Source organism: Paenibacillus sp. FSL R5-0519, assembly GCF_037974275.1.
In the GTDB taxonomy this organism is placed as follows: Bacteria; Bacillota; Bacilli; order Paenibacillales; family Paenibacillaceae; genus Paenibacillus.
In genome coordinates this window covers 5,258,168-5,272,512 of the sequence record NZ_CP150234.1, presented here as the reverse complement: position 1 = coordinate 5,272,512, position 14,345 = coordinate 5,258,168, and the positions used below count along the sequence as shown (strand labels likewise).

At 46.3% G+C, this 14,345-nt stretch carries 13 protein-coding genes; 6 read left to right on the top strand and 7 right to left on the bottom strand.

All coding sequences use genetic code 11. The features are described 5' to 3' along the window. Positions 1-8: 8 nt before the first annotated feature. From MKY73_RS23800 to MKY73_RS23790, 3 genes are all read right to left on the bottom strand, one after another. Positions 9-203: a hypothetical protein gene (locus tag MKY73_RS23800; protein WP_339303715.1), complete on the bottom strand. Its 195-nt coding sequence runs from the start codon at positions 201-203 to the stop codon at positions 9-11. Between the two features lie 39 nt (positions 204-242). After that, a complete protein-coding gene (locus tag MKY73_RS23795; RefSeq protein ID WP_339303714.1) occupies positions 243-614 on the bottom strand; it encodes a hypothetical protein in 372 nt (123 codons plus the stop codon). A gap of 121 nt (positions 615-735) precedes the next feature. Continuing rightward, the gene (locus MKY73_RS23790; protein ID WP_339303713.1) at positions 736-897 is read right to left on the bottom strand and encodes a hypothetical protein; all 162 of its coding nucleotides are present in this window, start codon (positions 895-897) and stop codon (positions 736-738) included. A gap of 145 nt (positions 898-1,042) precedes the next feature. On the opposite strand from MKY73_RS23790, the gene MKY73_RS23785 reads away from it, so the two are divergent. Both MKY73_RS23785 and MKY73_RS23780 read left to right on the top strand, forming a co-directional pair. Then, positions 1,043-1,324, top strand: a complete 282-nt coding sequence (locus MKY73_RS23785) for a hypothetical protein (protein WP_062832955.1) — start codon at positions 1,043-1,045, stop codon at positions 1,322-1,324. Positions 1,325-1,477: 153 nt separating this feature from the next. Beyond that, entirely contained in the window at positions 1,478-3,376 is a 1,899-nt protein-coding gene (locus MKY73_RS23780; RefSeq protein WP_339303712.1) for a HAMP domain-containing sensor histidine kinase, read from the top strand. 77 nt (positions 3,377-3,453) lie between these two features. Here MKY73_RS23780 and MKY73_RS23775 read toward each other — a convergent pair whose 3' ends face one another. Together MKY73_RS23775 and MKY73_RS23770 are read right to left on the bottom strand one after the other, a co-directional pair. Next, entirely contained in the window at positions 3,454-3,696 is a 243-nt protein-coding gene (locus tag MKY73_RS23775; RefSeq protein ID WP_017690236.1) for an NHLP leader peptide family RiPP precursor, read from the bottom strand. 54 nt (positions 3,697-3,750) lie between these two features. Next, a complete protein-coding gene (locus tag MKY73_RS23770; RefSeq protein WP_339303711.1) occupies positions 3,751-4,683 on the bottom strand; it encodes a hypothetical protein in 933 nt (310 codons plus the stop codon). A gap of 422 nt (positions 4,684-5,105) precedes the next feature. Here MKY73_RS23770 and MKY73_RS23765 point away from each other — a divergent pair, with 422 nt between their 5' ends. Beyond that, positions 5,106-5,843: a hypothetical protein gene (locus MKY73_RS23765; RefSeq protein WP_339303710.1), complete on the top strand. Its 738-nt coding sequence runs from the start codon at positions 5,106-5,108 to the stop codon at positions 5,841-5,843. A 37-nt stretch (positions 5,844-5,880) separates the two neighbouring features. Here MKY73_RS23765 and MKY73_RS23760 read toward each other — a convergent pair whose 3' ends face one another. Both MKY73_RS23760 and MKY73_RS23755 read right to left on the bottom strand, forming a co-directional pair. After that, complete coding sequence (locus tag MKY73_RS23760; protein WP_339303709.1) at positions 5,881-7,134, bottom strand: acyltransferase; 1,254 nt, start codon at positions 7,132-7,134, stop codon at positions 5,881-5,883. A gap of 178 nt (positions 7,135-7,312) precedes the next feature. After that, positions 7,313-8,308 carry an LCP family protein gene (locus MKY73_RS23755; protein WP_339303708.1) on the bottom strand — a complete coding sequence of 332 codons (996 nt, stop codon included), beginning with the start codon at positions 8,306-8,308 and terminating at the stop codon, positions 7,313-7,315. Positions 8,309-8,492: 184 nt separating this feature from the next. Between MKY73_RS23755 and MKY73_RS23750 the strand changes: the two genes are divergently transcribed. The 3 genes from MKY73_RS23750 (at position 8,493) to MKY73_RS23740 (ending at position 14,328) form a co-directional block, all read left to right on the top strand. Then, a complete protein-coding gene (locus tag MKY73_RS23750) occupies positions 8,493-9,044 on the top strand; it encodes an undecaprenyl-diphosphatase (protein WP_339303707.1) in 552 nt (183 codons plus the stop codon). Positions 9,045-9,285: 241 nt separating this feature from the next. Beyond that, positions 9,286-11,001: a methyl-accepting chemotaxis protein gene (locus tag MKY73_RS23745; RefSeq protein WP_339308725.1), complete on the top strand. Its 1,716-nt coding sequence runs from the start codon at positions 9,286-9,288 to the stop codon at positions 10,999-11,001. A gap of 333 nt (positions 11,002-11,334) precedes the next feature. Further along, entirely contained in the window at positions 11,335-14,328 is a 2,994-nt protein-coding gene (locus MKY73_RS23740; protein WP_339308723.1) for a glycoside hydrolase family 9 protein, read from the top strand. The last annotated feature ends 17 nt before the right edge of the window (positions 14,329-14,345 follow it).

The following is a 14,345-nucleotide window of genomic DNA, read 5'->3' as shown; positions in this document are numbered from 1 at the left end:
TAGGGAGTTTATTGATCATCTGAAGAGGGCTTGCGAGAAGCCTTCTCTTTAGGAATGGCATGCTCCACCGCATCACGTTGATCCTCATCCTCAAGTGCTTCGGGGAAGGAGTCCTCAGTGAACAGTCCGAAGTCCGTGTCAATATCCCTTTCGGTCACAAGATTATCCGGTTCATGCGCATGTTTGTCGCGATCTTCCTTCATCGTATATGCACCTCCTCATTCAGGATGTCATAACAGCCGTTAACGTCGTGGTGGAATGTCGTTCTCTGGTTGGGCATCCGCACCAGCACCATTGAGCAGATCGGTACCATGCAGTGCATCCGGATCGGGGGCAGCAGGATCAACTGGGCTGTTTGGTTGCAGCAGGTCTGCATCCGGTACAGATTCCAGCGGTGTCTCCGCCAAACGTGAATCCAATTCCGGCTCGTCCACAGCCGTTGCGGCTACGGGTGCAAGATCCGCATCTTCCGTTACAATCCGTCTGCCTGAAACTTCATCAAAGGTATCCATATCGCCTTCCGGGACTTCCGTCTCTGGCGGAATATCGCGTGACCTTTGATAACGGTCATAATAGCGGTCGCTCTCTTCGTTACTAATTGGTTTGTCGGACATGAATAACACTTCCTTTCATTGTCGGTTGTCCAAAGCTTCTTATCCCGTAGTTACCCAAAGCGCTAGTGTTGTAATCTTGTACAGCTTATTATCCCCGGTTGTTCGCTACGATATGAATGCCTTAGAATTTGGGGAATACGTATTTAACCAGGAAGTATAAGAATCCGAAAAATATAAGGACATAAGCGGCATATTTGATAAATGTGGAAGCGACCATACTTGAATCCGATTTATGCTGAATATCCTTATGTTCTACCTCAACCGTACGATGTGGCTCATTCATTGCAATCATCTCCTTAGTGTGTTTGTTTGCTTTGAGAAACCATTACACCCTGAGCAAAGGATTGAATCGCAGCCGCCCTTTTTAAAGCATTTCGTGTTTTGCCTATGTTATGATGAAGCTTGAATATATAAGGGAGGGATCTCAAGTGGACTGGTTCACACTGGGCAATATGATTACACGCATCCGTATCGGGCAAAAGGCGTCCACACCCGGGTTCTCCCGTACCGTCATCCGTCGTCCAGACGGTTTATTTTGGGTAGGCGGAATATGGTCCGGACAAGTTGTCCAGTTGCGGGATTTCCTTTTTTCCGATATATGGACCATCTATGATGATGAAGAAACAGAACAGTGGCTTGAATTCCGCAGTCAAGTTGAACAGAAAGAACGGGAAATGATAGAGAACCAGTTCGAAGACTTGCGTGATTAATCATATATGCATAACAATAAAATGGAAATAAAACTATAAATCGACTTAAATGTGAAAATTCATTTTATCTCAAGAAGGTGACGTGACAAATGGTGGCGAATGATAAATGAGAGAATCTAAGATAGGGAAAATTGGAACTTTGAGGTGCTGTGAATGAAAAATGTGCCCAAAGCTATCGTCATCTTATGGATGAGTGTATTGATTATTCTGGGTATGCCACATGGAATGGTCTTTGCAACTACAGGAGCGATTCAGCAACCTGCATCCATTACAGGATGGGAAGTAAAATGGGGGAACGTTGACGATCAAGGGTTCATAAGTGAGGTTAAGGGAACAGATGAGATATGGGAAAAGCAGGGCATCGATAAGTTAGAGTATAGCAATACGGATCAATCGAGTTCCTTATGGACTCGCCTGACCATCCCTGAATTGAGTGAGGAAAGCTCAGCCATTCGATTTGAGAACATTAAAGGCAATCATATTGTTATCTATCTGGAGGACCGCAAGGTCTACGAGAACTACCATTACAATTATGATAATAATGCGGTGTTACTACCCTTATCCAGCGAAAATTCGGGTGACACGCTCTATGTATGGTCGCAAAATGAGAAAGGTCGTCTGGGCATACAAGGTACTGTTCAAGTTGGACCATATGCTGCGTTACAGGAGAGATATATTCATAACGGCCTTATTGATGTCATTTTGGGTGCGACCTTTGTTTTCACAGCGATTACGATGCTGAGTTGTACGTTCTTCCTTGGCAAATTCCATAAGGGATTGTGGATCTCACTATGCATGGTGATGGGTTCCATCGGCACAATGATCATCACGTATTCGCAATTTTTGTATACATTCTATCAGGTATATGGTGACCTGTATTCGGTAGTCTTTGATCTGGCTATGCTGCTGGGAATGCCAGCGCTATGTTATTTTTTTGAGCAGATTATCGGGCCGGGACTGCATGGGATCTTCACCAAACTGCGAAAAATAACATTCATATATTCAGTTATCGCTGTGTTCTCTCTATTTATCTACGTTACTTCAGGTGGGCAATGGGAGTTTCTCTACAATCTGCTCGTACAGCGTGTGGTCGGTATGGTGCTGGTCATCCTGCTGACAATTCTGTTGGTTGGAACCATCGCCAAAGCACTGCAACGAAATCGGGAAGCCATCCTGCTTGCGACAGGATTCGGTACATTTGCCTTGATCAGTGTGGCTGAACTGTTGTGGTATTATCAGCGGAGTGGGACGTATCATCTGTTATGGTGGAAATGGTCCATGGTTGCATTTGTGATCTCGCTGATTGCCATTCTCGGAAGTCGGTTTGCCGAAAAACACACCAAAGTGCTGGAGTATTCCAAGGAACTGGAGTTATTCAACAATGAGTTGCAGCGATCCGAGAAGATGGAGATTATTAGCGAATTGGCAGCTTCCGTTGCCCATGAAGTACGTAATCCGCTTCAGGTGACAAGAGGGTTCCTGCAACTTATGACAGAACAGGAAGACAACAAAAATAAGGGATATGTGCGTATTGCACTGGAGGAACTTGACCGTGCTTCGGGCATTATCACGGACTTTCTTACCTTTGCCAAACCTGAGTTCGACCATATTATCTCGCTCAATATCTCGGATGAGTTCAATCATATTGAAGGTATTCTTGTACCGATGGCTAATCTGGAAGGTGGCAAAATCACCACTGACATTCCGCCAGATTTATATATTCGGGGCAATTCCTCGAAGTTTAAGCAGGCTTTTATCAACATTATCAAGAACAGTATTGAAGCTCTGCAGGGACAAGGCCAGATTGATATCTGGGCTTACAAGCAGGATGGGGTTATTAAGGTGCATGTCAGGGATAATGGAGAGGGAATGGATGAGGAAGCACTCTCCCGGTTGGGCGAGCCTTATTTCTCCAATAAAATCAAAGGCACAGGCCTGGGCATGATGGTGACATTCCGAATTGTTGAAGCGATGCAAGGACAGATCAGCTTTACAAGTACCAAAGGGGTAGGAACAGAAGCGGTTGTATCTTTTGCTGAGTTCGTCGAATGACGAACTCACAGAAGAATACAGCGGCTTTTTTTGTCCCTACCCCTAATCACTTACGTTACCAATTTAACTCACCCGATTTAACTTCTCCAAGGTCCGCAATTCACATCATAATTTACTTTGGAAGGATTAGGAGGTATGACAAGAACATAATCATTCTGCTGCTCCTCAACGGTACGTACCTGAATGTGCTCCGGGATTATGATTCCGAAAGCTTCACGAAGCGCTTGCTTCGGATTGGAGTGCAATTGTTGTCTGAAATGCTCGTCAGTCCAAGCCTTTTCAATAATATCCTCATGCAACGTTTTCTCTGATACCATCATCGTCAACATTCCCTTCATATTTGAAATTAAACTGAATCAGGGTAGTCCTTATGCTCATAATTCCAACTGTTGATCGCTGATCCAGTGATGAAACCCACCTTGGAGGAGCCGTTTCTTCCGTTGTGTAATGTCCTGAACAGCTTGTACTAAAGTGCTGCATAAATAAGAATCAAACACCTCGAGATGCGATATTCCTAAGTTAGACGATGTTAATGTACGATTATAGTGAAGTGCTATGTCTACATAAGAGTTCATGAGTTGAGTGTTGTATACATTGTCATGTATACGTTCGCTAAGAGGATGAGCGGGATAGTTGTGATTCAGTGCTGCGGATATGTGGGAGAGGTAGCTGTTGTAGTTTCCATGCACAGCATCTTGATGCGTATCTGTGAAGTCATCGGTCATCTGGAGTGTCATGAGTGTAATGTTGATGGCAGAACATACTGGGATGATCCGCTCGGACTGATTCAACAGAAGGAGTGCACCCGTAGCTCCGATGAGTAGAGGGGCAGCCTTTTGCGCAATCAACAAGGGATGCTGTTGAAAATAATCAATGAAATGCTCACCCGTAACACTCACGGCCCAATCCACTACATATTGTCTGAAATAGATCCAGAACGTGGAGGAAAGATCGAATAATGCCGAGTAAGATTGAAGTGCATCCATGTAATATAAATTGCCCAGGGATAACTTCAGAGCGGCATTCTCCGGTTGTTCATCCATCACGTCGTCCTGATTCAGAAAATATAACATGTGAATAAGACAGGCTGTACTTAATTGGTGTGCTTTCTCCTGAGGCAGTTGATCCGAGTACTGCATCCAAAGTGGGATGATATACCCGATATAACTGTGCCCCGAATCTCGTAACAGGGGATTAACCGAATGAAGTTGCTCCAATGCATGTCTTGACAAAGGTTCGGGATATTTCCGTACGAGTTGTTCCGCTGAAGCGAACACGACCTCCAGATCGGATCTAAACGGATCCAACCAATCTCTCCGCATCGTTATATCTCGTCCTTCCTGTGATAAGGTAATCCAGGACTGTTCGACTATATTAGTTGAAATAATCATTTACACGATAACGGAGAGGACAGAAAAAACCTGAAAAAGAGAAGCGTTCGCCTTTATCACCGGATTTTCCCTTGAAAAAGGGATCAAAAAAATCTGGGGGTAACAGCGATTGGAAGGTTGTTCTGTCAGCGTAGTGTCAGTGTAAATAATATGTAGTTCAACTGATATAGATCATGAAGTTACCTTCAGTATAGCGGAAATAAACTGAAAAAAATAGGTTTTTTTGTGATCATTTGTGAGAAAAATGATGACTTTTTGTATTTTATGGCATAAAAAAGTGGATTTTAGGTTCAAACTAGGAAGGCACAGGATTTCGACATCGGAAAGGCGGCAGAGAAATGAATTTGAAATGGAAAACATGGATGGCAGCTGGATTGGCAGCCGTAGTCATAACAGCAGCAACAGGACATGTAGCATTTGCTGATTCAACGGTTGGGACTGAGGAACATGACGGTACGTCACAAGCTTCTTCCTCCGGCAAACCAGCGAAGCCATGCATGCAGGCAGGACACGGTCTGTTCATGATTGGTGAAACGGCAGACTTGCTTGGGATTGGGCTTCGGGATCTGAAAGAACAGATGGAACTTGGCAAGACGTTATCCCAGATTGCGAAAGAGCGTAAGGGACTTAGTGAGGAGCAGTTATTGCAGAAGTTGAAGCCTACACTGGCCCAGCGTCTGGATCAAGCAGTAGAAGAGGGGTGTCTCACCAAGGAACAGGCTGCAGCCACGAAGGCTGACATGGATACCAAGTTAAAAAAGGTCATCAATACCCCGCTGCGTGATTTGCGGCGTGAATTTGCCCACCATGGCAAACGTCCCATGGTGGATAAGGGCGAAATTGCCCGGTTTATTGGAGTCACCCCTGCTCAACTTCATGAACAGCTTCAGGGAGGGAAATCCTTGGCTGAGATTGCTCAGGCAAAAGGCATTAGCGAAACACAGCTGGTTAACAAGCTGAAGGAACAATTAACGGGTGATCTGAAGAGATTTGTGAATCAGAAGGGCAACGTGCATCCAGCCCCAGGTCCCCAGGAACCTGTTCCGGGACGATCAACGTCGAGCGAAGCAAAATAAAGAAGCGTGTCTCCATCAGGGGACGCGCTTCTTTATTTTAGAACGGCTCACTTGTTCCCGGACTGCGAGTTGCGCCGGGTGAGGGAGTTCGCTCAGGTAAATTTCTTTTGTCCACAGCGCCAGCTGAATCCTGGGTTGAACGTGGTTTGCGCATTAACCCTACGGTGAAACGTGAGCCAGGAAGTTTGGAGAGTGCCCAGCTGATTGCAAGAGCAATACCAACCGTAACAAGGAACGATAGCAATGTTACAGGCAGATGCCATCCACTGAGTTGGAGCGGTCTGGTTACGTAAGCGATCGCGTAGATCACCAGTGCATGAACCAGATATCCACCAAACGAATAACGGCCAATCCAGGCTAATAGGCGCTGAAACCATGTGTCTCTGCTCCGCATCAGTACAAGGAAACCATACATCATAAGCATCTGGGCCATAATGATCAGAAATGTGGTTGGTTTCAGATAGGTGGAGATATTCAGATTAACAACATCCCCGGACCCGCGAAGCACATCGTAACCAAGCCATATATACATCCCTATAAACAGACAGATGTTCCATGGCAGTAACTTGGTGGTCCAACTTCTCCAGCTATCGACTGACCAGGCACATACGGCACCCAGTAAAAAGTAGAACCAGTACATCACCCATGAATAGGAGCGATATTGCAGCAACGTTGACCATGGCTCAGACATGGATTCTGTCCAGCCGCCCATATTATAGTAGGACCATTTCATAAGCAGGGCGTAGAGTGCAGCTGCACAGAGAATTAGTGTCATAATAACTTGCATTGGCGTGAAACGTATGACGTTTTGGACACGCTTCTGAATGGCTTTTGCTCCTGTCCAAAACAAGGGGAACAGAATATAGAACTGAAACACCATAATGACAAACCAGAGATGATATCCGGTCTGTGGTAGAAACAGTTCACGAACCAGACTGCGCATATCCGGTATGCCACTGGCCCAGAACGCAGGGGTGAAAATTCGGACAGCAAGCCAATAGATGAGTGTCCATACCACAAACGGCATATAGATATCGCCAAATCGCTTTCGAATGAAGCGAGGATAATCCGGTTTGGTGTTACGGTGATGGTAAAACAACATGACACCCGACAGAAATACAAATGTTGGCGTACCAAAACGGGTCAGATGATAAATCATAGTCAGCATAATGGAATCGGGTTGCTCAATATCGGCGCGATAGATATACTCGGCAATATTATGCTGCATGACGATCGCCAGAAAGGCTATGCCACGCAGTTCGGTCCATTCCGCTATTCGCGGTTTTTTCACATGGAATCCTCCCTCCAGGAACCGGAGTTCATCATATAAGGGTACCTGTTAAACATTAAGGCTGCATTAAATGGGGAAAATAGGTACAAAAGAAGACGGCCGAAGCCGTCTTCTTTTGTGGGTATTAAACTGAAATATACGTTGTTTAATAATCGCTTCATTTTCAACTCTGTTATTCTCAGTTCTGTTCATCTGATGATGGAGACACCGAGGGCGCAGCATCTTCTTCAAACAGTTTCTGAATATAGGACTGGAGTTTGCTTACATCGACACCCAGCACCTGAGCGGAACCGACCAGTTCATTGGTGAGCAGCTTGTTCGGTGGAATCTGCTGCTGGTCTATTTCGTTCGCATGGATATCGAAGCCAAGGGATGCCAGTTTCAACATCTGGGTCGGACTAAGATCCGTCTCTATGTAAGGTGCGATCGCTTCCAGGATATCCGGGATTTTGAAGAGCGAAGTGGTACTCTGCATCTTTTTGGCCAGTTCGGTCATGAAGATTCGCTGCCGTTCGGTACGGGTGAAATCCGAGGTAGCATCATGACGGAAACGAACATATTGAAGGGCTGTTTTGCCATCCATATGCTGCAATCCCTTTTTTAAATCGATGTCATACATATGTTTATCGGCTTTACTGGTGTAATACATATCTTTCTCAACATCAATCTCAATACCACCTACCGCATCAACGAGTGCCATGAAGCCTGTAAAGTCCGTGTACACATAATGCTGAATGGGAATACCGAGCAGATCACTGACGGTTTGTTTGGTGAGCTCTGCACCTCCGTAGGAAAAGGCTGCATTGAGCCTGCTCTTTCCATGACCGGGAATTGCGACATAGGTATCTCGCAGTACGGAGAATAGATGGGCTTTCTTCGTGACGGGATCAATAGAAGCGACCATGACCGAGTCCGAGCGTCCCGCATCGTCACCCCTTGAATCTCCGCCAAGCAGCAGAATGTTCACCCGTTCCTGGCCCTCCCATCTGGGAATCGTTGTGGTTGGGGTATCTGAGTCGCTGTCTGTGCCAGATGAGGAAGCGTTGGATGAAGTCCCGGAAGTGGTTGAAATGCTATTGGCAAAATGAACAATCGAATATCCGTAATATACAACGACCCCTGTGACAGCAAGCATCAGGGTCAGGGCTGTACCCCATAACCATTTTTTAAGCATAATCTTCACCTTTCTATGATTGAACTGATATGTAACCCAAACTAGTTTAACAAAAAGAAAGCAAGATGTCCTCTTTGATTTCGTAACTTCGGTCAATGTGAGGATTGTTTGACAAATAGTTAGTGAATATTTAATATGTAAAAAATAATCTTGTTGTGTGTAATGGAGGTATTAAAAGCTAGTTATGAATCAATCCGTATTTCATTGGATTAATCAGTTTGCAGACCAAATTCCATTTCTGGACTGGTTTATGATTACATCATCGGAGTATGCGGTCTGGGTTATGATTGCACTACTCGTTATTGTATGGTTTCTTGGCGATCCATCCAAACAGCGTATCGTTTTCTATGCTTGCGTGGCATCCATTGCAGCGTTAGTTCTGGCGAAATGGGGCATATCACCTGCGGTCGGCCATCCAAGACCTTTTGTGGAGGGAAACGTACATCAGCTGGTTGCCCATGTACCTGACCCATCTTTTCCAAGTAAGCATGCTTCCTTTGTATTTGCTCTCGCGGCTGCTTCATTCTTTATTGGGCGTCGCTTGGGGTTGTGGATGTTATTACTTGCTGTGTTGACAGGGGTGTCTCGTGTATACGTTGGTGTGCATTATCCAGGAGATATTCTAGGAGGATTCCTTCTCGGTAGTCTGCTCAGTGTGGTTCTGATTTCAACCCGCAATTATACCAAGTCGATACCTGACTTCTTCATTAACATACACCGGCGTGTTTTTGGGTAGCAATTGAAAGAAATGTCTAGTGAATTGATGGTAGTTTATTTTTAATGAAAGAAGTCTTATATCTCTGGTTCTACCAAAGATTGGAGGCTTCTTTTGCTTTATTTTCGAAGTTACATGAAATTTGCAGAAATTGAATTCTGACATCTACAATTCATGACTAGAGGTGACGATATATTATTCATATGCATTAGTTTATGCGCTAAGTTGAGGAGTGGGGAATGTGGAAGACACGCGGGGGAATATGTTGGGGAAATTGAGGTTAACGATTCGAGGCAAGTTATTGGTTGGTTTTCTGGCAGTCGTAATTCTGCTGGTTTTTGTAAGTGGCTATGCATTAGTCCAGATTCATAGTATGTCTGGAAGGGCGAATGAAGTGGATCAGACCTGGATGCCGAGTGTGAGTTTACTGGGGAAGATGAATGGTGATATTTCTGATGTAGAGCGATTGGCGCTTGCCATCATCGTGGAAACGAATGAAGATGAAACAAAAAAGATGAACGAAGCGCTACAGTTGCTGCTTACCAAGATTGAAGATGAGCGTAAACAGTTGCAAACGTTAATTGCAAACAACGAAGCAGCGCTTAAGCTCTATAATGATTTTAGTACGAATTATGATGCTTATGTAGCGAAAATGCCGGCATTTATCGAATTTGGTTTGAACAACAATTTTGTTGAGTCTAGTCGTTTACACACAGAGGCTTATCCGATGTGGTACACAGCAAATGACTCTATCACCAAGTTAATTAATTTGGGTAATGAAGGATCGGATGCTGCAACAAATGAGTCTGTTTTGCTTGCAGAAAATACATTTAACGTAATTTTGGCCGTGACAATTTTTGCCTTCTTGATTGCGAATTTCATTGCTTTCTTCATTGCAAGCATTATCTCACGTCCAATCAAAAAGATGAATGAAGCTGCCATGGCAATAGCAAGTGGTGATCTGACAGGCGAGAAAATTGTACTGAAGAATAAGGATGAATTAGGCACGTTGGCTAATTCCTTTAATACCATGTCGGGTAATCTGCGCGAGATGATTGAATCGGTATCGATGACTTCCGAACAGGTAGCTGCTTCATCGGAAGAGCTTCTTGCAAGTGCGGAGCAGAATACCCAAGCTTCGGAACAGATCTCCCAAACGGTAGAGGAATTGGCTGTGGGTACGTCCGATCAGGTCGATATTGTGAAGCGTTCTTCACAGGCGATGAATGAGATGGCTCTCGGGTCGGAACAGATTGCTGAGCTTGCCCAGAGTGTATCCGTATCTGCTGTGGATGCGGCGAATCAATCTTCCGAAGGGAACATGATCATTCAGCAAGCGGTTGAACAGATGGGTTCTGTTCGAAATTCCATCGCTTCACTTACAGAGTTGGTAACAGGGCTAGGGGAACGTTCAGCAGAGATTGGAACCATTACCGAGGTAATCAACAACATTGCCCGGCAGACCAATCTGCTTGCACTGAATGCAGCCATTGAAGCCGCACGAGCAGGAGAGCATGGACGTGGTTTTGCTGTAGTTGCAGGAGAAGTGCGTAAGCTTGCAGAGGAATCTTCCACATCAGCGCAACGGATTACGGATCTCGTTCAATTGATTCAGAAAGATACCGATCATGCTGTTCAGGCAGTCAAAGTGAACAGCAGTGAGACGGAGGCAGGAATCGAGATGGTTACTGCGGCAGGACAAGCGTTCGAGCAGATCTCGGATGCGGTTAACAAAGTAGCGGGTGAAATTCAAGAAGTATCCGCTGGTTCAGAGGAAATGTCAGCGAGTACGACTGAAGTCGTAGGCTATGTAAGTCAGATCTCCAACATCGCCGGAGAGGCAGCAGGCGGGGTTCATAATGTGTCTGCCGCAACTCAACAGCAGTTGGCTTCCATGGAAGAGATCGCTTCATCCGCAGGTTCATTATCCAAAATGGCTGAAGAACTGCAGGAGCAGATTAACAAGTTCAAAGTATAATCATTAAGATGTTTGGATACCTGGGTAGAAGAACATACAGACGGAATGATCAGAATGCCATTTAATTTGTGGTATTATAGCAAGGGCGAGAAGCTGTTTCTCTAACGCGTATATGGGTTAGAGAAACAGTTTTTTTGTCGTTTGACGCAGACTAGGTCACAACAATGTTATTTCAGAAGTCACCAACGCTTATATAGCTAGTAAAACAAACGGCTATAATGGTAATTAATGGTGGAACTTACACTCAAATACACCATGGAGAGGAGCGATATAAACTTGCAGTCCAGAGTAATGCATAAGGAATATTCATGAAGAGGAGATGAATAGTTGAACATGAAGGGGAGCTGGTGGAGACGAGTCGCCATGATTGCGTTATCGGCAGGACTACTGGCAGGCAGTTTATCGATGGGCACAGGAATACCTAAGGCGGATGCGGCCGCCGACAATCAGAACTATGCTGAAGCACTGCAAAAGGCCATTTACTTCTATGAGGCGCAGCGTTCGGGTCCATTGCCAGCGAGTAATCGGGTCGAGTGGCGCGGTAATTCGGGCATGCAGGATGGGGCCGATGTAGGCGTTGATCTGACTGGAGGATGGTATGATGCCGGGGATCATGTGAAATTCGGCTTTCCGATGGCTGCTTCCGCTACGATGCTCGCTTGGTCTGTCGTGGAATACGGCGATGGATATGAACAGGCCGGACAACTGGAGGAGATCAAGGATAATATCCGATGGGCGACCGACTATTTTATGAAAGCGCATACGAAACCAAATGAATTATGGGGACAGGTCGGGGCAGGCAATACGGACCATGCCTGGTGGGGGCCGGCAGAAGTCATGCAGATGAATCGTCCGTCGTTTAAGATCGATGCTTCCTGCCCGGGCAGTGATCTGGCGGCAGAAACGGCGGCAGCACTGGCAGCGTCATCGATTGTATTTGCAGATGATGATCCGGCATACTCGGCCAGACTGCTCCAACATGCTAAAGAGCTGTACAACTTTGCAGATACGTATCGTGGGGAATACACCGATTGTATCACGGATGCCGCAGCGTTCTATAACTCATGGACAGGATACGAAGATGAGCTGGCATGGGGTGGAGCATGGTTATATTTAGCTACTAATGATAGCGCTTACTTGTCCAAAGCCATTGCAGCTACGGACCGTTGGTCTTCTAGCGGAGGCTCAGCCAATTGGCCGTATACCTGGACACAAGGTTGGGACAGTAAACATTATGGTGCCCAGATCCTGCTTGCCCGGATTACGTCCAGCTTGAACATGCCGGAGGCGACGAGATTTATTCAGTCGACAGAACGCAACCTGGATTACTGGACAGTTGGAGTTAATGGGACACGAGTCAAGTATACGCCAGGAGGTCTTGCGTGGCTGGATCAATGGGGCTCGCTCCGTTATGCAGCGAATGCAGCCTTTATTTCTTTCGTATACTCCGACTGGGTCAGTGATCCTGTGAAAAAATCAAGATATCAGGATTTCGCCGTCTCACAGATGAATTATATTCTGGGTGATAACCCGCGTCAGAGCAGTTATGTGGTCGGATACGGGCAAAATGCACCCCAACATCCGCATCATCGAACCGCTCACGGTTCGTGGCTGAATAACGAGGATATCCCGGCTAACCATCGCCACATTCTGTATGGTGCCATGGTCGGCGGACCGGATGCATCAGATGGATATACCGATGATATCGGAGATTATGTGAGCAATGAGGTGGCAACCGATTACAATGCCGGTTTTACTGGCGCACTGGCCAAGATGAATCTATTGTTTGGTCAGAATCATCAACCCCTTGCGAACTTCCCTGCACCTGAGGTCAAGGGTGATGAGTTCTTTGTGGAAGCTGCCATCAAATCATCCGGTAGCAATTATACGGAAATCCGGGCACAGCTGAATAATCGTTCCGCTTGGCCTGCCCGAATGGGAGATCAACTGTCTTTTAAATATTTCCTGGATTTGAGTGAAGTATATGCTGCTGGACGTACTGTATCGGACGTTCAAGTGACAACCTCCTATACGGAGGGAGCGACGGTATCCCAACCGGTTGCGGTGAATGCAGCCCAGCATATCTATGCGATTACGGCGAACTTTGGTAATACGAAGATCTATCCAGGTGGGGAAGGGGATTATCGCAAAGAAGTACAGTTCCGCATTACAGGCCCACAGGGCGCATGGAATGCAAACAATGATCATTCGTTCCAGTCGCTGACCACAGGCAATCCTGTGAAGAGCATCTACCTTCCAGTCTATGATGCCGGAGTGAAGGTGTACGGACAGGAGCCTGGTGTGACACCAGTTACGGTTCCAAGCGCACCTGCTAGCGTGCAGGCTGTGGCGGGAAGCAGTCAGGTTAACCTGACCTGGACAGCTGGTTCCGGGGCTGAATCGTATACGGTGAAGCGTTCCGAGGTAAGTGGAGGGCCATATACCACTGTCGCGACGGGTGTGAATGGATTGACCTATACAAACACGGGGCTGACGAATGGAACCACTTATTATTATGTAGTGACTGCCGTGAATTCAGCAGGGGAATCATCGGGTTCTATGCAGGTGTCGGCTACGCCGCAAGCAGCTTCAACAGTGCCGGGAGCACTGACTTTAAGTGGGACGGCTGGCAATGCACAGTCAGTCCTGACCTGGACAGCAGCTTCGGGCGCTACCAGCTATAAGGTACAACGTTCGGTGGCAGGAGGAACATACGCGGATGTGGCAACCGGATTGTCCATATTGACTTACACGGATACGACTGCGCTAAATGGCACCACGTACAATTACCGGATTGCAGCCATGAATGCGAACGGGCAGACGCTGTCCAATGTCCTGGCACTGACGCCTTCTGCACCTCCGGTGACGACGGATGCACTCGAAGTGCAGTACCGCAGTGGAGGGTCCGGGAATTCAAGCAATGCGGTGACCCCGCAGTTCAATGTGAAAAATACCGGTACACAGGCAATCGATCTTAGTACAGTGAAGATCCGATATTATTTTACCAAGGATGGTACCGATGATATGACGTTCTGGTGTGATTATGCCCAGATGGGTACGGCCAATGTTGAAGGAACATTTGTCGCGGTGAATCCGGCGAAGGGTACAGCTGATACGTATCTGGAGATCAGCTTCAAGTCCGGAGCAGGCAGTTTGGCCGCTGGAGCAGAGACCGGCGTGATCCAGACACGCTTTTCCAAAAATAACTGGAGCAATTTCGATCAAAGTAATGACTATTCCTATGATGCCTACAAGACAGCTTTTGCCGCATGGAACAAGGTAACCGCGTATCAGGGAACCAACAAAGTATGGGGCTTGGAGCCGTAACTGATTGAATGTCAATT